Annotated in this window: 13 protein-coding genes; 8 read left to right on the forward strand and 5 right to left on the reverse strand. The window is 58.2% G+C overall.

What is annotated here, in order from left to right:
* Positions 1–14: 14 nt before the first annotated feature.
* Entirely contained in the window at positions 15–2,186 is a 2,172-nt protein-coding gene (locus CA51_RS07925) for a Tex family protein (RefSeq protein WP_231746057.1), read from the reverse strand.
* Positions 2,187–2,472: 286 nt separating this feature from the next.
* Between CA51_RS07925 and CA51_RS07930 the strand changes: the two genes are divergently transcribed.
* The 6 genes from CA51_RS07930 to CA51_RS07955 all read left to right on the forward strand — a co-directional run bounded on the left by CA51_RS07930 (position 2,473) and on the right by CA51_RS07955 (position 14,392).
* Positions 2,473–3,765, forward strand: a complete 1,293-nt coding sequence (locus tag CA51_RS07930; RefSeq protein ID WP_145119403.1) for a glucose-1-phosphate adenylyltransferase — start codon at positions 2,473–2,475, stop codon at positions 3,763–3,765.
* Between the two features lie 13 nt (positions 3,766–3,778).
* Positions 3,779–5,338, forward strand: coding sequence for an AMP-binding protein (locus tag CA51_RS07935; protein ID WP_197451677.1), 1,560 nt, complete (start codon positions 3,779–3,781; stop codon positions 5,336–5,338).
* Positions 5,339–5,349: 11 nt separating this feature from the next.
* Positions 5,350–6,987 carry a DUF6798 domain-containing protein gene (locus CA51_RS07940; protein ID WP_145119407.1) on the forward strand — a complete coding sequence of 546 codons (1,638 nt, stop codon included), beginning with the start codon at positions 5,350–5,352 and terminating at the stop codon, positions 6,985–6,987.
* A gap of 135 nt (positions 6,988–7,122) precedes the next feature.
* On the forward strand, positions 7,123–8,256 hold the full coding sequence (locus CA51_RS07945; protein ID WP_231746058.1) for a leucine-rich repeat domain-containing protein: 1,134 nt from the start codon (positions 7,123–7,125) through the stop codon (positions 8,254–8,256).
* Positions 8,257–9,566: 1,310 nt separating this feature from the next.
* On the forward strand, positions 9,567–11,657 hold the full coding sequence (locus CA51_RS26130) for a polysaccharide deacetylase family protein (protein ID WP_145119409.1): 2,091 nt from the start codon (positions 9,567–9,569) through the stop codon (positions 11,655–11,657).
* Between the two features lie 503 nt (positions 11,658–12,160).
* Entirely contained in the window at positions 12,161–14,392 is a 2,232-nt protein-coding gene (locus tag CA51_RS07955) for a SulP family inorganic anion transporter (protein ID WP_231746059.1), read from the forward strand.
* Between the two features lie 620 nt (positions 14,393–15,012).
* Here the strand turns inward: CA51_RS07955 and CA51_RS07960 are convergent.
* Both CA51_RS07960 and CA51_RS07965 read right to left on the reverse strand, forming a co-directional pair.
* On the reverse strand, positions 15,013–16,386 hold the full coding sequence (locus CA51_RS07960) for a glycerate kinase type-2 family protein (protein ID WP_145119413.1): 1,374 nt from the start codon (positions 16,384–16,386) through the stop codon (positions 15,013–15,015).
* Between the two features lie 338 nt (positions 16,387–16,724).
* Entirely contained in the window at positions 16,725–17,999 is a 1,275-nt protein-coding gene (locus tag CA51_RS07965) for a putative sensor domain DACNV-containing protein (RefSeq protein ID WP_145119415.1), read from the reverse strand.
* Positions 18,000–18,349: 350 nt separating this feature from the next.
* Here CA51_RS07965 and CA51_RS07970 point away from each other — a divergent pair, with 350 nt between their 5' ends.
* Both CA51_RS07970 and CA51_RS07975 read left to right on the forward strand, forming a co-directional pair.
* Positions 18,350–19,228, forward strand: coding sequence for a c-type cytochrome (locus CA51_RS07970; RefSeq protein ID WP_145119417.1), 879 nt, complete (start codon positions 18,350–18,352; stop codon positions 19,226–19,228).
* Positions 19,212–19,841, forward strand: coding sequence for a DUF3124 domain-containing protein (locus CA51_RS07975; protein WP_145119419.1), 630 nt, complete (start codon positions 19,212–19,214; stop codon positions 19,839–19,841). Before CA51_RS07970 ends, CA51_RS07975 begins: the two co-directional genes overlap by 17 nt.
* A 124-nt stretch (positions 19,842–19,965) precedes the next feature.
* Here CA51_RS07975 and CA51_RS07980 read toward each other — a convergent pair whose 3' ends face one another.
* Positions 19,966–20,673 carry a hypothetical protein gene (locus CA51_RS07980; RefSeq protein ID WP_145119421.1) on the reverse strand — a complete coding sequence of 236 codons (708 nt, stop codon included), beginning with the start codon at positions 20,671–20,673 and terminating at the stop codon, positions 19,966–19,968.
* A 58-nt stretch (positions 20,674–20,731) separates the two neighbouring features.
* A complete protein-coding gene (locus CA51_RS07985; protein WP_231746060.1) occupies positions 20,732–22,336 on the reverse strand; it encodes a prenyltransferase/squalene oxidase repeat-containing protein in 1,605 nt (534 codons plus the stop codon).
* Between the last annotated feature and the right edge of the window lie 165 nt (positions 22,337–22,501).

Consider the following 22,501-nt stretch of genomic DNA (forward strand, 5'->3'; position numbering starts at 1 on the left):
GACGCCGGCGATCGCTAGAACTTTCGCGTGACGGAGATTCGTTTCCGCGGGATGTCGATTTCGAGGACTTTGACCTTCACCACGTCGCCGACCGACACGACATCGCTGGGGTCTTCGACGTAGGTGTCCGATAGCTGGGAGATATGGATCAGGCCGTCTTGATGGACGCCGATATCGATGAAGGCGCCGAAGTGGGTGACGTTGGTGATCACTCCTTCGAGAACCAATCCCGGCTTGAGGTCCTCGATGTCGTTGACGGTATCGTCGAACTGAGCGACTTTAAATTCGCTGCGTGGATCGCGGCCCGGTTTACCCAGTTCGCTGATGATGTCGGCGATCGTGGGGATGCCCACTTTGTCGTCGACAAACTCTTCGGGCTTCAGTTTTTGGCTGAGCGTCGCGTTGCCGACTAGCGTTTTCGGATCGGCTCCCAATCGCTTCGCCATCCGGTCGACGATCGGGTAGCTCTCGGGATGCACTGCCGAATTATCGAGCGGCTGTTTGCCATCGCGAATCCGCAAGAATCCGGCAGCTTGTTCAAACGCCTTCTTCCCCAGTTTCGGGACTTTGGTCAATTGCTTGCGATCGGTGAAGCGACCGTTGGCGTTGCGATATTCGACGATGTTCTCGGCCAATTTGGGACCGATCCCGGCGACGTGCGACAGCAGCGGGACGCTGGCCATATTTAAGTCGACGCCAACGTTATTGACGCACGATTCGACGACGCGGTCCAAACACTTTCGCAGCTGCGATTGATTGACGTCGTGTTGGTATTGGCCGACGCCGATCGATTTGGGATCGGTCTTGACCAATTCGGCCAGCGGATCCTGCAACCGCCGAGCGATGCAGATCGCGCCGCGGACGGTGATGTCGAGGTCGGGGAACTCCTTGCCCGCCAATTCGCTCGCTGAATAGATCGAGGCGCCCGATTCGCTGACCATGACCTTTGTCACCGCCAGTTTATGTTTTTTGATCAGGTCGCCGACAAACGCATCGGTCTCGCGCGACGCCGTGCCGTTGCCGATCGCGATTAATTCGACGTTAAGTTTCTGGATCAGTTTCAGCAGCGTTGCCCCAGCGCCGGCCAGGTCGCTCTTGGGAGGCGTGGGGTAGATCGTCGTGTTCGTCAGGAACTTGCCCGTTCCGTCGACAACAGCGACTTTGCATCCGGTGCGGAAGCCGGGGTCGATGCCGATCGTCACGCGAGGGCCAGCGGGAGGCGACATCAACAGTTCGTGAAGGTTCTTGCCAAAGACGGCGATCGCTTCTTCATCGGCTTGTTGTTTCAGCGTTTGCAGAACGCTCGATTCGGTGGCGGGCATCAGCAGACGTTGGTAACAATCGTCGACAGTCGCCAGCAGCTCTTTTTGAAACGGCGATTGGCGGCCCGGAACCAGTTTGGGTTTCAGGTCGCGCAGCAGATGGTCGTCGTCCAGTTCGACTCCGATCCGCAGAACGCCTTCGGAATCGCCTCGCATCATCGCCAGCAGTCGGTGCGAGGGGATCTTCTTGGCCGGTTCACGGTGGTCGGTGTATTGTTCGAACTTGTCGGCCTGGTCCTTTTTGCCGCGGCGAACCTGCGACGTGATTCGCCCGGTTGCAAACGCCTGCTTGGTCATCCAGGTGCGGGTCTCGGCGTTTTCGGACCACTGTTCGGCGACGATATCCAACGCCCCTTGCAGTGCGGCTTCGCGATCGGGGACCTCGAGTTCCGCGTTGACAAACTCCGCGAGGATTTCGTCTTTGGACTTCTTCGATGCCGAGGGATCGAGCAGCAGATCGGCCAGCGGTTGCAAGCCCTTCTGTCTGGCAACGGTCGCTCGCGTGCGACGCTTTGGTTTGTAGGGAAGGTAGAGGATTTCGAGCGTTTGCAGGTCGGTGCACGATTCGATTTGCCGACGCAGCACGGCGGTCAGTTTTCCCTGTTCATCGATCGTCTTGAGCACCGTCGCTTTCCGCGACGCCAACGCCATCGCTTTTTCCAAAGCGTCTTCGATCGCTCGCAGCGCGATTTCGTCCAGCCCGCCGGTCGCCTCTTTGCGGTACCGAGCGATAAATGGGATCGTATTGCCTTCGTCCAACAGGTCGACCGCCGCTTCGATCTGCCGAGGGGGAACGTTCAACTCCGCAGCGATTGCCTGAATCGTTTGCTTGCGATCAAATGCCACTTCGTTTTTTGCTGCCATTCGGAATATCGTTCGATGAAGGATGCGGAGGCAAATTATGGATGACTGGCCTGGAAGGAACACCGTATCGGTTACTATACGCCTGATGCGTACGATAGTCGCCTCTTTCCCAACCCCACGAGACGGAACCGGACGGTCCGGGTTGCGTGGAAATGGTCAAAATGCGTTGGGTGGGGTGAGTGCCCGTCAAGTCAAAGTCTGATATATTCTCATCTCATTAATTGCGTCAAGCACAGTCTGCTGTTTGGTGTGCATTCGAGCTGAGCCTTTTGGTTTTGGAGACACAATGCGTAATACAATTGCGCTGATTTTAGGTGGTGGCCGCGGAACACGTCTATTTCCGCTTACCAAGATTCGTGCGAAACCCGCCGTTCCCTTGGCTGCGAAGTACCGCCTGATCGACATCCCGATCAGCAACTGCATCAGCAGTGGCGTGAACAAAATTTATTGCCTGACACAGTTCTTGTCGGTCAGTCTGCACCGTCATATTCGGCAGACTTATTCGTTCGATAACTTCAACGGCGGTTTCGTCGAGTTGTTGGCGGCACAGCAGACCGAGGGCTCTGGAGAGGACTGGTATGAGGGCACCGCCGACGCGGTCCGCAAGAACCTCAGCTACATCCAACAGGACTTCGTCGAGCATGTGTTGATCCTGTCGGGCGATCAATTGTATCGCATGGATTACGGCGACATGATGAAGACGCACATCGAATCGGGAGCCGACGTGACGATCGCGGGTATTCCGGTTTCCCGCGACGAAGCGCACGCTTTGGGAGTGATGCGTGTCGACGATTCGGGCCGTGTTGTCGGGTTCCTTGAGAAACCGCAGACGCCCGAAGAGATCGATATGGTCAAGATGGATCCGGCGTGGCTCGACAAACAAGGCATTCCCAGCCATGGCCGCGATTGCGTTGCCAGTATGGGCTTGTACATCTTCAATCGCGACACGCTTGTCGATTTCCTGCAAAAGACGCAGTACCAGGATTTTGGTCGCGAAGTCTTCCCTGCCGCGATTCGATCGCGGAAGGTGCAGTTGCACTTGTTCGATGGGTACTGGGAAGACATCGGTACGATCAAGGCGTTTTACGAGTGCAATCTGAGTTTGGCTCAGCGTACCCCGCCTTATAACTTTAACGATTCGGAGTCGCCGGTTTACAGCCGCCCTCGTTTCTTGCCGCCAACCTTCATGGAAGGCGCTCAAGTGACGGGCAGTCTGATCGCCGACGGTTGCCGCATCGAAAAAGGTGCTGTGATCGAAAACAGTGTCGTTGGTTTGCGTTGTATTATCGGTGAAGGCGTTGTCATTAAAGACAGCATCATCATGGGTGCCGACGATTACGAGAGCTCCACTCGCCAACAAACCGCCGCCGCTCAGGGCAAACCGCCCGTCGGAATCGGTGCTGGCAGCGTGGTCCAAGGCGCGATCCTGGACAAAAATTGCCGCGTCGGCAAAAACGTACGGATCGTCAATGATTCGAACGTCCAAGAGAGCGACACGCACGAAGAGTGCCCGGTCCGCGACGGGATTCCGATCGTCTGCAAAAACGCATCGCTCCCCGACGGTTGGAAGCTATCGTAAAGAGTCTGCGACGATGTCTTTGATTGAGCAACTGTTAGCCAATGCAGTCGAACACCCCACTGCCTTGGCTTGGATCGACGTGCTCGATCACGCATCGACCCGCTACCACAGCTGGTCGGACATCGGCATTCAAACACTCCAGGCCGCCGAGCGTATGGCGGCCTGGGGAATCTCCCCCGGCCAGCATGTCGCGATCCTGTGCGACAACAGCCGCCAGTTGGTCGTCCTGCTGGGAGCACTGCGGTTAGTCGGTCTCTATTCCGACGCCGATCATCCGCCACGCAGCGCCGTCGACATCGTGATCGATGTGCGGTTGCCCGATTCTCATGTCGCGCGGTTGATTGAACATTGCGACGCTCGGTTTGTCTTGATCGGCTCGACGCATTGCGACAGGTCGATCCCCATGCCCACCGATTGCCGCGCGATCGCCGTCGATACGATCTGTTCCCCGCAGCATGCCACTGCGGCAGACGCCGCGACGCTTCAGCTCGCCGGCGACTGGGCGGCCAATCTCGACCCGACACAGACCGAAGCGATCATGTACACGTCGGGAACAACCGCCGATCCCAAAGGCGTTGTTCTGTCGCACGGCAACCTCGCCAGCAACGCCGCTGGAAAACTAGCCGCCGTGCCGCAGCAACCCGACGACCGGCGGCTGACCCTGCTGCCGATCTCCCATGCCTATGCCCGCACCTGCGACGTGGGGACTTGGATTCTCAGCCGATCGGTGCTCGCTGCCGACAACGGTTACCGGGGGCTTTTGCGTTTGGCGCCGGTGGTTCGGCCGACCGCGATGAACGTGGTTCCGCACCTTGCCGAAAAGATCGCTCACGTCGCTCGAGCTGCCGAAACGCCTCAGCAAGGACTCGCTAGTCTTGGACTGGATCGGTTGCGGCTGTTGGGATGTGGCGGCGCCGCGATGCCCGCGGGAACGTTTAAGGACTACAGCGACTGGGGAATCACTGTCATTCAAGGTTACGGCCTGACCGAATCCTCCCCCGTGATCTGCTCTGCGACTCCCCAGGATGCCGCCCCCGGCGTGGTCGGTCGCCCAGTAGCTGGCGTCCAACTGAAGCTGGACGCTCGGGGGCAGATCCTCTGCCGCGGCACGGGGCTCGCAAAAACTTATTACAAGCAAGACGCTGCGATGGCCGCGCGGATGGATGATGGTTGGTTGCAGACCGGCGACTTGGGACGCCTGGACGCGGAGGGACGCTTGCAGGTCCTCGGGCGGATCGACGACCTGATCGTGCTCAGTACGGGGCGGAAGGTGATGCCAGCGGAGATCGAATCGCGGATCTGCCAATTGCCTGGGATCACGCATGCGATCGTTTCGGGAAATGGCCAGCCGGTTTTGACCGCCTGGATCGCAACCGAGCCCGCTCCGTTGACCGAGGCCGATGCGGCTCGGTGGCTGGGAAAAATCGCCGACCGATTGAGCGATCTGCCGACGCATGCGATCCCACGCGTCGTCCGAGCGATCGACGTTCCGTTGGCGGTGGAGCGCGGAACGTTGACGGCCAAGGGGACCGTTCGACGCAGCGTCGTGATGTCGCAGTTGGAACCCGTGTAGAGTCAAATCCGATGGAGCCTGTCATTTCAACTGCCGCAACCGATTCGTCGACGACCGAACTTGCAACGACTCGCCTGCCCGTAGGACGGCGGTTGTGGGAGGTGTCGCTATTGATGTTGTTGTTTTTTGTGCACGCGGGAGACCCGCCGCCGGGAATCAACGAAGCGCATTATTTGACGAAAGCGAAGAACTTCTGGGATCCCGCTTGGTGTGCTGGTGACATGTTTGTCACGTCGGGCAAAGCCCATCTGATGTTCTACCTGACCGTGGGATGGTTGACGAAGTTCACGTCGCTGTCAGCCACCGCTTGGATCGGCCGGATCCTCGGTTGGACGATGATCGCGTGGGCGTTGCAGCGGTTGTCGTGGTCGATCGCTCCGGTGCGGTACGCGAGTTTGCTGGTCGGATTGGTTTGGATCGTCGGCATCGAACAAGCGGATCTGGCCGGCGAGTGGGTGATCGGGGGGATCGAGGCGAAGGTCTTTGCCTACGGATTTGTGCTGTTTGCGATGGAGGCGATGGTTCGCCAGCGATGGTGGATGGTTTGGCCGTTGTTGGGGGCTGCCAGCGCGTTCCACGTGTTGGTCGGCGGATGGTCGGTCGTCGCGGCGATGGTTGCGTTGTTGGCGACGCGGCCGTGGACGTTTGCCGAAGTCCGACGCCAGGCGATTCCGCTGGTGATCGGTGGCGCGATCGCGATGTTAGGCGTGGCGCCTGGGATGGCGACGATGCAAGGCGTCGATCCAGCCGATGCGAAGCAGGCGGCGTCGATCTACACCTATCAACGGATCTCGCATCATCTGTACCCAGCCAGCTTCGCCCCGCGGCGCTACATCGGTCATCTGTTGCTGATCGCCGCCACGATTGGACTGGCTTGGCCGCTGCGACGCGATCCGGTACTGCGACCTTTGTTATGGTTCGCTGTCGGTGCGGTTTCGATCGCGGTGGCGGGAATGTTTGTCGCGATGTTGCCCGCGGTCGCTCCCGATCTGGCGGCCAGTCTGCTTCGCTACTATTGGTTCCGATTGACCGATTCGATTGTTCCGCTGACCGCTGGCTTGTGTCTGGCGGCAGCGTTGGCGAGGCCCCAGGTTTCTCGAGCGGTCGCGATCCGAACCGGGTTTGTGGCGGTCGTCTGTATGCTGGTCTTCAGCAGCATGTTTTTGGATCGCCAGCGGGCGGTGATGCCCGATGCGTGTCGGCAGTCGTTGATCAGCTTCGACGTCCACCGGTCGCCAGAGTATCAAATGCGGATCTATGCCGATTGGCGTAAGGTCTGCGATTGGGTGCGGGACAACACGCCGCCGGAGGCTGTTTTTCTGAGCCCACGCCATCAACAGACCTTCAAATGGTTTGCCGAGCGAGCCGAAGTGGTAAATTGGAAGGACGTCCCTCAAGACGCCCCGAGCTTGCTCGAATGGAAGCGGCGGATGGCAGAGATCTTTCCGCGGCGATTGGGTGGCGCACGGGTAACGATCCGTTACGACCAGCTGAGAGAATTCCGCGAGCGATACAAGACTGAATATATGATCGTCGATCGTCGGTTGAGTCCCGGGAATCTGCCGCTGGTGATGATCTATCCGACGGGCAACGAAGAGAACGCGACCTACCGAATCTACCGATTGCCCGAGGTGGTGGAATCGCCATGACCATCGCGGCGGTATCGTCGGCTGGGAATCGCGAGCCGATGTATTTGCTACTTTGCTGATCAATCAGATCTGCTACACTGCCAATCAAAGCCCACCCTATTCCCCGCTATTACCCCCGCCTTGGGAGACTCCGTTTTGCACCGTTTGTATATCACCCCCGCGTTTCTTTTGATTCTGGCCCTGACTGGGTGCAACACGAAACCCGCGGCAGATCCTGCGGGTGCCGAGCCCGATGCGGCGGCGAGCGCTGCGGCTGATGCGAAGCCCGCGCCGACGGTCAGCGACGATGCCGAAGCGGTTGCGGCGATTATGAACGTGACCGAAAAGGTACGCCGCGATGGCGATGGTTTGATCATCGAAGTCGATTATCGTGGCACGTCGGTCGCCGACGCCGATCTGGCTCCGCTGACCAAGCTGCCGCGACTGCGTTCGGTGCTGCTGCTTGGAACGCCGATCACCGGTGAAGCTTTGACGACGTTGGCGCAGATCGAATCGTTGGAGAACCTGGATCTCCGCGATACAGCGGTCGACGATTCCAGTTTGGAACATTTGGTCGGACACAAGCGACTCAAAGCTCTGCGACTGTCGGGCAAGAGCGGCGATTGTTCGGTCGGCGACGACGGGATGGCTCACGTCGCTCAGATCCCGAACCTGAAGGTCCTGGCACTCGACTTCTTGTGGGTCAGTGAAGATGGGCTCGACGCGTTGGCTCCGCTGCAACAACTGCAGGAGATCTACCTCGCCGAAACGACGATCGGCAACGAAGCGATCGCCAAACTGGCTCAATTCCCTCAGCTGAAGAAGGTTCGTTTGGCCCGCAACCAGATCGATGCCTCTGGATTGGCTGACATGCCAAAACTGACCAACCTGGAAGAACTCGACCTCAGCGAATGTTCGCAGATCTTGGACGACGCAATGCCGCCGCTGGGCCAATTGACCAAGCTCAAGAAGCTGAACCTGTGGCGTGTGAACCTGACCGACGCGGGGATCGAACCGCTCAATACGCTCGTGAATATGGAATGGTTGAATTTGGACAACACGCGTTTGACCGACGCGGGGATGCCACATTTGAGCGGGATGTCGAAGCTGTTGTTCCTGCATCTCGGATCGACTTTAATCACCGATGCGGGGCTGGAACCGTTGAAGAATCTTAAGTCGCTCGAAGACTTGAAGGTCACCCGGACCGCGGTCACTCAGGAGGGCGTCGACGCTCTCAAGCCGTCGCTTCCCAACACCGATATCCAGCTGCGATATCTGGGCGACGAATAAGCCCACCGGAGAGCGGTGCCGCGAAGCCTGTTAAGGTTCGCAAGATGCAGGGGGGCCTTGCGCTTTTACTAGCACGAAGCGCAAGCGAGTGACATCACGGCCGTCGAATCGAATCACTCGCTTGCGCTTCGTGCTAGTATTGCCACCGCACTAAAACACTCCAACGTTATCCCCAAATTCGATTAACCGCGTGCCCAGCGGGCCGCGCGCTGGAGGCCTGGACGCCCGGGCGTTGCCAATCGGAAGATAAGTCCGTGTCGGGACCAATGCTGTTCGCTTTTACTAGCACGAAGCGCCAGCGAGTGACATCACGGCCATCGAATCGAATCGAATCGAATCGAATCGAATCACTCGCTTGCGCTTCGTGCTAGTATTGCCACCGCACTAAAACACTCCAACGTTATCCCCAAATTCGTTTAACCGCGTGCCCAGCGGGCCGCGCGCTGGAGGCCTGGACGCCCGGGCGTTGCCAATCGGAAGATAAGACCGTGTCGGGACCAATGCTGTTCGCTTTTACTAGCACGAAGCGCCAGCGAGTGACATCACGGCCGTCGAATCACTCGCTTGCGCTTCGTGCTAGTATTGCCACTGTAATAAAACGCTCCAACGTCATCGCTGAAATTCGTTTAACCGCGTGCCCAGCGGGCCGCGCGCTGGAGGCCTGGACGCCCGGGCGTTGCCAATCGGAAGATAAGACCGTGTCGGGACCAATGCTGTTCGCTTTTACTAGCACGAAGCGCCAGCGAGTGACATTACGGCCGTCGAATCGAAGCGAATCACTCGCTTGCGCTTCGTGCTAGTATTGCCACTATAATAAAACGCTCCAACGTCATCGCTGAAATTCGTTTAACCGCGTGCCCAGCGGGCCGCGCGCTGGAGGCCTGGACGCCCGGGCGTTGCCAATCGGAAGATAAGACCGTGTCGGGACCAATGCTGTTCGCTTTTACTAGCACGAAGCGCCAGCGAGTGACATCACGGCCGTCGAATCGAAGCGAATCACTCGCTTGCGCTTCGTGCTAGTATTGCCACTGTAATAAAACGCTCCAACGTCATCGCTGAAATTCGTTTAACCGCGTGCCCAGCGGGCCGCGCGCTGGAGGTTGGTGTCAGGCATGACTTTTTTTCGAGGGAGTCCTGAGGCGATGGCTACTTTCGCAGGCGGAAACCTGAAAAGCTTGAATCAAGGCAATCCGCTGAAAGTGTTTGCCCTGAATGGTTTGCGGCTACCAAGCGATCAATGCGATTGCAAATCTCCGACTACCTTTCGGTGAGCGGAGACTCGTTTTCCGGACTGTCTATTCATCGTTAGAATGGCCGTCGATGCATGGTACCCGAGCGGCGCGGTATTTGTGCCGCCAACACCCTATCAGCCAATTTCACTTATGAACCACATCCGGCTTAAGCCGAAGGATAGCGTTGTGCACCGAGTTTTCTCCTGGGTTTGGGTACTGACCGTTCTAATGTCGTCTGGCTATGCAGACGACGTTGGCCCGCCGGCGCCGGAAGAACTTCTTGCGCTCACGGCGGAAGCCACTGTCCAATTGCAGCATGCTCAGGAGATGGGGGCGATCGAGATTGCGCCGGTGCATCTGCCGACGGATTCCGCGGGTGACTGCAATCACTTTGGCTGGCCAATTGCAACGATGACCGGCGATACCATTGTGGTCATGCATCGCCGAATTCCGGGTCACAAGGCCAAGGGAGCGGGCAGCCCGGATCCGGAAATGTCTTATGGCATTGTGTTGCGAAGTGATGATGGTGGAAAGACATGGTCGCCTCCGTATGACCTCCGCGATTGCATGACTTCGGAAGATCGTTTGCGGGGTGGAGTTGTGCCGTTGTCGCACCGAGCCAAATTTGACAAGAGCAACAAGTCAACGCTCGGGTACAAGGTTCATCTGCATGCGATTGGTACAACCCGCGACGGAGCGGTCGTGGCGATCAATAACCATGGTGTGTTCCGGTCCGATGATCGGGGCCGCTCGTGGAAACATTTTCCTAAAGCGTTACGCGACGACAATTTCCCACATCAGATCGTGAACCTTGGGCCTCGGATTCTGGATCATCCCGAGCGTGGGCTGATGGCATTTGGCAACTGGTTCGGAGAAGCAGATACCTACCACAAGCTCAGCAACAAATTGGTGACGCTGACGTCCGCGGATGGAGGAGGCAACTGGTCGGTTGAGGAACACGACGTTGGGTTTCCCCAGTACGAACCGTCGGTCCTGATGCACGAAAACCGCTTCCTGTCGGTTACTCGCGACCAAACAAAGGTCCGATCTCACAAGCAGATGGACTGGGCACTGAACAGTCCTCCCACGATCCTGAATACCAATCTGAAAGACCCACGATTGGTAGACACGGTCGACTTCAGTTTCAATCCGGTCACGAAGCGATTCGAAATGGTTCGATCCGAACGGCATCGGATGGAACTATGGCTGTGGAGCATGGCGCCAGGCGATTGGGGCAGCGGGAATTGGCGACGCGAATGTCGCCTGCTGGCCAGAGAGGGAACGTTTTATTCAACCGCTGACGGCTTTCATCCGGCCGGAGCTGTGATTGATGTCAAACGCGGCGTGCAACACGTGTTCGTCTATGCCGGCCATCCTAACGGCCCGGCCGGCGTTTTTCGGCTCACCCGCACCTTGGATACACCGAGACTCAAAACCGTGCTCGACACGGCGCCTCAGGTTCGCACGCCCGCGACGTTAACCGAAGGCGGTATTGTGATGACCTTCGACGACCGCAACTTCAACGACTGGGTGAAGGCGTTACCATTGTTCGATGAATTTGGCGTCAAAGCGACGTTTTTCATCAGTGGAGAGATTGACGGCCCCGCGCGGCGGGCCATTCAGAAACTCACCGAACATGGACATGCCATTGGATCTCACAGTGTCAATCACTTGAAAGCGGTTGAGTATTTTGAGACGAAATCGCCGGAAGCATTTATGCAACGCGAAATCGATCCGCAGATGAAAGCGTTCAAGGCGGCAGGCGTTGCGCCGGTGTCGTTTGCGTACCCCATGAGCCGCAACAACGCCGCGACCGATGAGAAACTGCTGGAAGTGTTTCGGCACCTGCGGACGGGCAAAGGCATTGCGGCTGGCACAGCACTCCGTGAAGACGACGCCTTTTTTGTTCCGGCGGCGAAGATCGCTGAACACGGTTGTCTGTACGGCCAGGGAATCGACTATGCTCCGCTGCGACCGGACCGCACTTACGAACAGCTTGACGGAGCGCTTCAGCGGGCTGCGGAGAACCGAGAAATCATCGTGTTATACGCACACCGGATCAGCGAATCGGGCAGAGGCCATTTTGTAACTCCCGAAGCACTAACCCGCATCTTCCGCAAAGCCAATGAACTGGGACTAAAGTTCTACACGTTTGACGAACTTCCGTAGCACAGACTTTGACCTTAGGAATTTGCCGCCTGTCCTGCCTGCCATAGACTGAAGCCGTGGGCAGCCGGGACGCTATTTCAGCGTTATGCCGCAGCACAGAGGCAGCCGTGAGAATCACCACGTTGGTAAACATGAGTGATAGGGCTGGGGATCACAACAACGAAAGTCACACCGAATCGAACAGCAAAAGGGAACGTTTGCCGACCGGGGCTCGCACGTTTTTTCGCGATCGGTGAGTTGTTCGAAGCGGCGCAGTCTATAGACTAAGTTGCGGCCTGTCGGCTAAGATGTGGAGCAAAAGGTGTTCGGATCAGCAAAGCTGTCCGACACCTTTTTACGTTTCCAGTCTGTGCGTTTCGCAGTTGGGACAAACAGGAGATCCGCCGTGGCTATTCCGGCGGTAACACGTATCGACACGGCGTTAACACGGACAGACGATAGGATCCATGAAGGACAACACACTCGACCCCACATCACCATCACGTAACTCTCTGGCAAACAACGTGTTTCGAGATTTGTCAGCATCGCTGGTTGTTTTTCTCGTCGCCTTGCCGTTGTGTCTTGGCATTGCACTGGCCTCGGGAGCTCCACTGTTTTCTGGAATTGTCGCCGGTATCGTCGGCGGGATTGTGGTTGGCGCCCTGAGCGGTTCGCATACCAGTGTGAGTGGTCCTGCGGCAGGTCTGACCGCCGTGGTCGCCGCGCAGATTGCAAACCTGGGAGCCTTTGATGCGCTGTTGCTTGCTGTCGTTATCGGCGGAGTGATTCAGATTGGGCTTGGGATCGCCAAAGCGGGAGCGTTGTCGGCCTTCTTTCCGTCCAGTGTCATTAAAGGACTGTTGGCCGCGATTGGAGTGATCCTGATTCTCAAGCAGCTTCCCCACTTGCTTGGCCACGACAATGATCCCGAAGGTGAAATGTCGTTCTCGCAGCCAGACCACGAAAATACGTTTTCGGAGATCGCAACGATCTTCCAGGGCGAGGTGCACTTCGGTGCGGCCGTTGTCGGGTTCTCATCGCTTGTCTTGATGGTGCTTTGGGCGCGACTGAAAGTACTCAAAAATTCAGGCATTCCCGCCCCGCTTGTGGTCGTGCTGGCCGGGGTGGCGTTCCAGTTCGTGTTGTCGCGGTTTGGCAGCGGATGGTCGATTGACACGATCCACTTGGTACAGATTCCGATTGCCAAAAGTCTCTCGGAGTTTGGCAGTTTCCTGACGTTCCCCGACTTTTCTCAGTGGACGAATCCGGCGGTCTATATCGCCGGTGTGACCATCGCCATGGTCGCCTCCTTGGAAACGCTGCTCAATCTCGAAGCCGCGGATAAACTGGACCCGCGTCGCCGCAATTCTCCAGGCAGCCGAGAGCTGTGGGCGCAAGGTGTGGGGAATATGGTTGCCGGCTTCATCGGCGGCATCCCGGTGACCTCGGTTGTTGTCCGCAGTTCGGTCAACATCAACGCGGGGGCGACGTCCAAACTCTCTGCGATCCTTCACGGTGTTTTGTTGCTGGTTTGTGTGGGGCTGTTTCCCGTCTACCTCAACATGGTTCCGTTGGCGGCGCTAGCAGCCATCTTGATCTACACCGGATCGAAATTGGCGAGCCCCAAGTTGTTCCGTGACATGTGGGAACAGGGCCGGTATCAGTTCGCTCCGTTCATCATCACCGTCGTCGCCATCATCTTCAGCGATCTGCTGATTGGAATTTTGATTGGGTTGGCCGTCAGTGTCCTGTTTATTCTGAACAGCAATTTGCGACGTCCGATTCGTCGTGTCGTTGAGCCGCACATCGACGGCGACGTCGTGCATGTCGAACTGGCGAACCAAGTCAGCTTTCTGAATCGTGCGGCACTGGACACGATGTTCAATCAAGCGAAGCCAGGGTCGAAGATGCTTCTGGACGCGTCGGAGACCGACTACATTGATCCCGATGTTTTGAGTTTGATCCGGGAATTCAAAGAGGAAACCGGTCCGACCCGCGGCGTGAGTGTCCGGTTGCGAGGTTTCCGAGACAAGTACGCTCTGCCTGATGAAACCGAATTTGGAGACTTCTCAACCGGAGCCGTCCAAGATCGCCTGACTCCAACGCAAGTGCTTGACATCCTTGCCGAAGGTAACAAGCGGTTTCACACAGATCGTCGAATTTCGCGTGGCTACGGTCGGCCAATCGACACAACCGTCGGAGGGCAAAGCCCGCTTGCGGCAGTTCTCAATTGTATCGATTCACGCGTTCCAGCCGAGCTTGTCTTCGATCTCGGCGTCTGCGACATCTTCAGCGTGCGTGTGGCCGGAAATGTTATTGGCACCAATTCGCTGGGGAGTCTCGAATACGCGGCTACCGTTGCGGGTGCCAAGCTGATTCTCGTCATGGGACACACGCATTGTGGCGCTGTCGCGTCGGCCGTGAACCTCTTGGAAACACAAAAAGATGCTGAACAGGACAACGGCCGTCCGCACATGCGTGCGATCGTCTCTGAAATTCAAGAGTCGGTGGAAGGGGATGAATCTCGAAGCGTCGCAACGATGCAACCCGAAGCCATGGATGATTTTGTCGATCGGATTGCCAAGAAGAATGTCGAGCGGACGGTTCGCGAAATCGTGACTCGCAGCCACGCGATCCGCAGCGCTGTCGATGCCGGCGATCTACTCGTCGTCGGCGCGATGTACGATGTGAAAACGGGCGTCGTTTCCTTTTTGACCGCCGACACGGTCTCGACCAGCCCTTCGTCGGAACCGTAAACCGTCAGGCATCACTTAGCGTTTGTCACGAGACAACGGACCGCTTAGTCGAAGGATGGCGGCCAGTACGGCAAGAAAAGAGAGTGGTCAAGGTGAGACCCAAGTCGTTTAAACTCATGCGGACTCCAAGAAACCCGCACCAAAATCGTCTTGCCACAACAGGTTACGCCTAACTACGTGCCATTCAGCCCTGCCCCTCTGTGCCTTCGAGCCTCCGTGAGAGGCCTCGTGCTGGGATCCGAAGGACTCTCCCAGAGGCACGAAGGCACGGAGCATTGACGATATTTGAACAGCCACGATGGTAAAACGGTGTCAGGACCAATGCTGTTCGCCTTTACTAGCACGAAGCGCAAGCGAGTGAAATCATGAGCGTCGATTCGAATCACTCGCTCGCGCTTCGTGCTAGTATGGGCAGCGCACTGGAACGCTCGAGTGTCATCCCCAAATTCGTTTAACCGCGTGCCCAGCGGGCCGCGCGGTGGAGGTTGGTTTCAGGGCTCTTTAGTGTCGCAGGATTCGAGGCGGGGGGAGCGGTTGGTTGGACGCGCGGGGCGTTGCCCACGCGGTTAAACTACTGTGTGAGGCGACGGCGGCGCGGTTGGGTGTCAGGTGTCACGGTGTTACTTGGCGATCGTGACGACGCGGACGTCGCAGACGTTGGTGTTCGTTGGGCCGGTGAGGATTAGCCCTCCGCAAGCTTCAAAGAAGCTGTAGGCGTCGTTGCGGCGGAGGTAGTCCTGCCAGTCGAGTTGTTGAGCTTCGGCGCGGCTCCAGACCTCTGCGTTAAAAAACGCGCCGGCGGCATCGGTCGGACCGTCTTCGCCATCGGTCCCGCCGGAGAGGATCGTTACGCGAGCCCGCTCCTCGTTGGTTAGCTCACCGTGCTGGATCAACCAACCGAGCGCAGCCAATACTAGTTGTTGGTTTCGGCCGCCGCGGCCACGTTCCGCTTGCGGTGCCAGTTGGACAACAGGTTCGCCACCGGAGATCAGACAGTCGGGGCCGGGCTGTTGCAACATCGAAAGGGCCATCTTGGCTAAGTGCTCTCCGACTTGTTCGGCTTGCCCTTCGCTTTGCCTGGCCGATTGCATCGCGTGCGAATATCCAAGCTGTTCGGCGCGGATGCCCGCTCCATCGACAGCGGCTGCGTTGTTGCCGATGACCTGCAGATGGTTCACGCAGCCCGTCGAAGCGTCCGGGGCGAGGCGTGGTTGCGAAAGCACGTGGTAGATCGATGCGGGCAATTGCTGCTGCGGATCAAATTGTTGCAGCACAGCCAAGGCGTCGGCGGCGGTCGATGAATCGGCAACGGTCGGTCCCGAGGCGATCGTATCCAACGGATCCCCTAAGACGTCGCTGATCACCAGTGTGACAAGATTCGCCGCTTTGCAAGCGGTCAGCAAGCGGCCACCTTTGACGTCACTCAATTGTTTGCGGACCGTGTTGAGTTGTTCGATGTTGGCTCCGGCACCGCTGAGCCACCGCGTGACGGCAATTTTTTCGTCGAGCGTGATCTCCTCGCGCGGCGCGGTCAAGAGCGCCGATCCGCCGCCCGAAATCAGCGCGATACATAGATCGTTCGGCTCCAGGTCGGCGACGATCTTCAAGATCTCAGCGGTCCCATCGGCAGCCGCCTGCGTCGGTTCGTTGACTCCCGCAGGCCGAGCGACATGGGCGTGGATCCATTGCAATGGTCGCTGGGTGCCGTCGGGGATGTTGATCCAGCCATGCAGTTGCTTGCTTTGGCAAAGCTGTTCTCCTAGGGCCGTCTCCAGCCCCGCAGCCATCGCCGCGGCCGCTTTGCCACCTCCCACGACGGCGATCCGTCCGATGGCGGCCAAGTCGAACGGTTCGTCTTCGAACATCAGCTGTTGCCCGTCGACGGTAACTGTTTCGGCGACCAGCCGATCTGCGAGGACCGCATCGACACCGGCTTGCCAAATCTGGTACGCCTGGCCGGCGGAAGTTTTCCATGAATCCGAAACTGTCGTCATCAAAGTCCTCTGAAATCTCTTCTACTGTTTTGCTCTGGCCGAAGATCGCTAGCGATCCAGTGGCAATCGTATCGGATCGAGAGCTGCGCGTGCTGCGTCGCGGTCGCATCGCCCGAGAGATAGGCCAGTTTTTTTGTCGACTCCATCGTCGGAGGCTGCATCGCACGGGCGGCTCATGCCAAACCTCGCGTCGCTTCGGGGATCCTCAGTAACAGCCCTCCGAATTCGTATTCGTACTGGTGATTGCTCGAGTACGAGCACGAGTAAAAGTACCGTCGCAGTGCGACGGAGTACGACCGAGACCGTGCGACCAGGGAACGAATTCGCTGAACCGTCGCCTAGGGAAGATAGGGCCAGTAGGTCAGTTTGTCTTTGTGGTGTGCGACGAAGCGGACGTCGCCATCTTGGGAAACGACGACCGCGATCGCCTCGCGCAGTCCGCTGACCAATCGGTAAGCCGACCGGTGCCGCGTGCCCGACGAATCGGCTGGTTCGGGAACTGCGTTGATCGCTTCCAGATCGAACGCGCGGTGGATCGTGTTGACGTGGGAGTCGCCGAGAATCTCAGCTCCAAAGCCGACCAGGCGGAAGCTGCGGTCGACAACCAACGACCCATCGGCACTCATCAGGTCGGCTAGGAAGTGACCAAATTCGAGCAGTGCGGCGTCGAGTTGAGCCAGTTCGGCATGTCGCATTTGCAGGTAATCGTCCCACGTCACTTGGTCCAGCCCGCGAGCTTCTCCCGCTCGCCGCCCCTGCTGCATCAGGTTCAGGATCAACCGCCGGAACCGCAGCGTCGAATCGTCTCCTTCGAAGCGAACGCGAAAGCGAAACCAGCGATCGACCAGCGGGTTGCTTTCCAAACCGTTGGGGAGAAAGACGAGCATCCCGCCGTGGCCGCGGGTGCGGACCAGATGCAGCACCCGCCGGACGACACTCTGCGCGATGTCTTTGACAAACGAATCGCACATCCGCGTCTTGCTGCTATCGGTTTCGAGTTCCGCGAGTTCTTCGATCAACGAAGTCCTCACCTGACGGAATTGATGCGACAACCAACTGGATCGAAACGGATCGAACCCGTCGGTCAGCAGTTTGCCGCCGGAGGATTCGAGGATCCGCGAATACCCGGCGGCGGCGATCAGATGCCCCGGTCCAACACAATGAATCACCGGACGCGTCGGCAGCCAAAGCTCACGCACACGTTCCCCTTCGACGCGGTTGACCCAGTCGGTTCCTGTGATCACCATTCCCCAGATCGAAAGCTGGCCGTCGGCGTTCTGATCGACAGCCAAAAGAGCGCGGTAGTACCCGGCCGCGGCGGCAAGTTTACGCAGTTGGTGCGGCGTGAAGTCGCGGCGCTCGGTGAAACGGAGCACATGCAATTGGCTGGCCCCGGTAGAAAGTTCCGCCGCAAATTCGCTTGGCGGCGCGACGATGATTCGGCACCGCACACCGCTCCCCTCCTCTCGCAGCAGACTCGCTTGGTACATCGTGTCGACCAATTGAGCGACTGCATCAGCGGCGGGGAGCGCATCGGCCGGCAGTTCCATTGCCGTCCAACGCCGTTGCAGTGCCGCGGCGATCTCTGCGGGATAAGACGCAAGCGAAGTCATCAATTCCTCAGATGCTGTTTGAATAGGCGACGTGTCGATCGGCGGCGCGGGGCGCGGCGGACCAAAACGTCGAGTGGCAATCCGTTCCTTCAATCGTATCAAACGTCGATCGCCCTTCAGCAGGGGGCTTGCGTTGACGCGGACGTTTGTCCCGACTGAACCCCGAATCGCTGGCAAAGTTTCGTCGGTGGAATGCTTGCATCGGTAACTCGCACTGCAAGTTTGGCGGCTGCGATCGCGTTGCCTAGGCTGTTGCCATGCACAAACAGCGGTCAAAATAGAGAGCGTGCAACGAACAGCGAAAACGTTTGGGTGATTCGCTGCACGCGATTTGGGTGTGACAAAACACGATGCGGGATAAGGAATTGCCAGCGATGCGATGGTTCGGTTGGATGTGTGTGCCGTTGATGGTCGTTTCGATAGCGATTGGCGACGAGGCGGGGGATCGGAGTGCAAATCACGCGGCGGATGCGGCGAAACATGCTAGCGGACCGCGTCAATTGCCGCCGGGTGAATTGGGCCGCGTGATCAAACTGGGCCGCGAGATCGTTCTTAATACGAGCGAACATCCGCTGTCGAAACCCTACGTCGGCAACGCACTAAACTGCACATCGTGTCATTTAGATGGAGGGGAACATCCGCAAGCGGCCAGCTTTTTGGGAATCGCCACTGCCTATCCCGCTTGGTCGCCGCGCGAGCAGCGGGTGGTGACGTTGCAGGATCGGTCTTTGAATTGTTTTATGCGGAGCCAGAATGGAACGCGGCCGCCGTTGGGGAGCGAGGTTTCGGTGGCGATCACCGCTTACATCACGTGGTTGTCGACCGATCAACCGATCCGCCAGAACCCCAACAAACCGCTGGGGCCGCGTCACGTTCCCGCACTGGACGCTCCCGATCAACAGCCGAGCGTTTCGCGAGGTGCCGTTTTGTATGCCGATCATTGTGCGTCGTGTCACGCCGATAATGGGCTCGGTTCAGACGACGGGCCTCCGGTCTGGGGCGATGAGTCGTACAATGATGGAGCGGGTCTCAGCCGTGTGCCGAAATTGGCGTCGTGGTTGAAGGTCGCGATGCCGTTGGATGATCCCTACCTGTCGACGGCGGAGGCATTTGACATCGCAGCGTTTGTGAACAGCCATCGGCGTCCCCACTTTGAATTAAGCAAACATCTTCCCGCCGCTGACGCGCGGGGCGAATACAACGGAGTTAGCGATGAAGGACATCACTGAGAAAGCTGCGGGGAAAATGGTCCGGCAAATCAAGTTGATCGTGTTTTTGACGGTCGTGCTGCCGATCGTGGCGTTGGCGATATTTGTCGAGCTGCGGTTTGCTTCGATCAAAGACGATCTGCACTTCCGCGAGCCGGGAGCGCGCGACGAGGCGCGGATGGATTTGGATTCGCTGCCGTGGTCGCCGATCCAAGGCCAGACCCTCTACGTTCCCGCCTACTCGCATATCTATCAACAAGGGGGCGATCCGCGGTTGCTGACCGTGACGCTCTCCGCACGCAACACCGATCAGGCTCATGAGATCGTGATCACATCGGTGCGATATTACGACACCGCGGGAAACGAACTGCGGTCGCTGGTAGAAAAGCCGCTGCGTCTGGCTCCGCTGGCGTCGACCGAGTTTGTGATCGAGCAGAAGGATAAATCGGGCGGGAGCGGGGCGAGTTTCATCTTGGAATGGAAAGCGGGTAAGCCCGTCACACATCCTGTGGTCGAGAGCGTGATGATCGACACCAATAACGCTCAGGGGATCTCGTTTGTCCGGTCAGCCACGGTTTTGGAAGAGACACGCCCCGACAACGGCAACTCTGAGTCGGAGCAGCCCGAGTCGTAGGAAGAGGAGGTTTTGGCTCTGGCTTTGTGACTCGTTCACAAAGTCTCTTCTCTGAGTTTGCATGTCGACAGCTTGATTAAGCAACTGCGACTAAGAACCTGCGATGGAGTCACCGTTCCACTTGTCACTGACCTTGCGGGGCGGTGGGTTGCGAGTTGCTGAGACGGAGTTGCAGTTCTGCGGGGAGAGGTCTTGCCCCGTGATTGGTCACTCGATCGAGTTCTCTGTATCGAATGTCGACTAGTGACAGGATGCTAAGATAGATCGTCGCGACATGTTCCTTGGCGACTCGATTCACTTCCGCAGCAACCGCCGAAGAATAGCTGGAACCTTCGATCGGGGTGATCAAAGGCTGGTCTTGCACTTGAGTCAGAAAGAGTGAGGCGAGTCGTGGATCGCTGGAGATCAGGACGTGGTCGAGTTCGTGCAGCACCAGTGGGTTGCTCCAAAACGTTTCGATTTGGGGAGCTTCCCGGAACCAAACTGTATGTTTGCAGCGGAGTCCCGATTCGCTCAAGCGGATCCGCGTCACAGCGTGTGGACTCGAGTTGCGGTTTCGCAAACTCGTGTGATGTTCAAACTGGTAGCTCAATTCGTAGACGGTCAGTCCGTCCAAACGCCGGCCGACATCGGGCAGCTTCGCATCGGGGCGGGCATCCCATCCGTAGACGAAGCGAACGTTGCCACGATCGATCAGATCGGCGATCTGTGCGGGGGGCGTCGGCAATTCGGAAATCGGAATCGTTCCCGATTGGGCGAACGCCGGGGACGCTGCGGCGGAAACCAGGATTGCAAACGCAGCGCAAATCAAACGATGTTGCTGATGCGACATGGGAGGTCCCGCAGATGAGAGAAGCGTGAAAAGTAGAACGACCGGATCATCTGGCAGTTTACCAGACGTCGGTTTGGTCCTGGGAATAGAGCGGCATGTGTCGGTAATAGACTTCGAGATTGTACAGCGAAAAACAGGTGGTGTAGAGTCGGCCGCCCAGCCGCCCCCAGGCATCGCGTTGCGGGGGCCAGCTGCCGCGTTCGGCCCCTTGTTTGTCCTGCATCGCCGGCAGATCGACTCGCAGCTTTGCGTTCCAATCGTCCCACAGTGGGCCGCCATAGTGATGCATCGCCTGGGTTGCATAATACCAGTAATAAACATCGGGTTGGCCCGGATCGATCGGATAATTCGCCTCCAGCGTGATCAGGCCGCGAGACATCGCCGGATGATTCCGTTGCCAGCCAAGGTATTGTCGGCAGAGTAGACCGACGGCAGTCATCGTCGGCGACGATCGCTCGCCCTGCATGTAGGCATACCCTTCGTCGTATCCGCCGCCGACCGTATCGAGGAACTTGCCGACGCGAAGCAACACGTCCGGATCGACCTCCAGCCCCGCCGTCTGGCCACTTTTGAGTCCCATCAGAAACCAACCGGTCACCGAAGTATCCGAATCGGTCCGCGGTTGGTACCGCCAACCGCCGGCTGGCGATTGTGATTTGTCGGCGAAATCGCAGGCGGCTTGCGCGTAGGGACGCAGCCATGAATCCTTGGTCATCGCGTAGAGTTCGCACAGAGCGATCATCGCTTGGGATTGGGCGTACATCTTCTCATGCGAGTTGGCACGGTGGGCCATGAACCCGCTGCGGTCCTGTTGCTTGGCCAGCCAGTGGACGGCGCGAAGGACTTCCTTTTCGTAAGGGCCGCTGCGATGCGTGCTCCCCGCTCCCATGAATGCAAGCATCGCCATCGCCGTCGCAGCAGTTTCGTTTTCGCTGAAACTGCCCGTCGTATAAGGTCCGCGCATGCTCCAGTTGCCGCCAGGCAATTGCTGGCGTTTGAGCCACGCCAAGCCGAGAGCGACAGAATCTTCTGTTAATTTGGTTCCGCCGTATTTCTTCAGCAGTTCGGCTTTCAGCGGTCCGCTGCGACCTGCAAACATCGCCGGGTGCGCGGTGCGGATCGGCGTGGTGAGGTCAGCCGATGGAGTCGTTTTGGCGATCAATTGGTCCAACATCGGCGAGCTGGAGGCCATGGCGACGGTCTCGACAGTCGGCTGGTCGACTTGCAGCGAGCGAAGATCGAACTCGGGGTCGTGCTGAACCTCCGCGACCGCTTCGATCGGCAATTCCAATGGCGCGATCGGCTCGATCACAAATTCAGCCAGCTCCGCTTGCGGTTCCCATTCTCCCTGCCGCAACGTCAGCAGAGCGCGATCACCGCCGCTGGCGGCTAGCGTTATGAAAGCCAACGCCAACAGCAAGCTCAGGTGCAAAAACATGCTGATCGCCCATGCGGGCGTATTCTCCAACCGCCAGTCGATCGTGCGCCAGTCGAATTTCCGCAAGTCGCGGATCTTATCGAACAGCCGATGGAAGACCGATGTCGGCACAGCGACGTCGGCCGCCGACTCGTTCGGTTCGGTCCGCCAGCGATCGCGTGGCGGGGGAACGACGCTTGGCGGAATTCCGGCAGTCTGGAAGGAAGGACGCAGTGGCGCTGACATTAGTTTTCCCTTCGGCTTTCATCGCCTTGCATCGGTCTGGGCATCGACTCTCTAACCTACAAGTGCGATTTTCACTGAGGAATGTCACTTCCAACGCATGCAATTTTAGCCTGCCGAGCGAAAAAACACCGAATCGAAGCAAAACCGTTCCCCGATTCGACAAGT

Source organism: Rosistilla oblonga, assembly GCF_007751715.1.
Classification (GTDB): domain Bacteria; phylum Planctomycetota; class Planctomycetia; order Pirellulales; family Pirellulaceae; genus Rosistilla; species Rosistilla oblonga.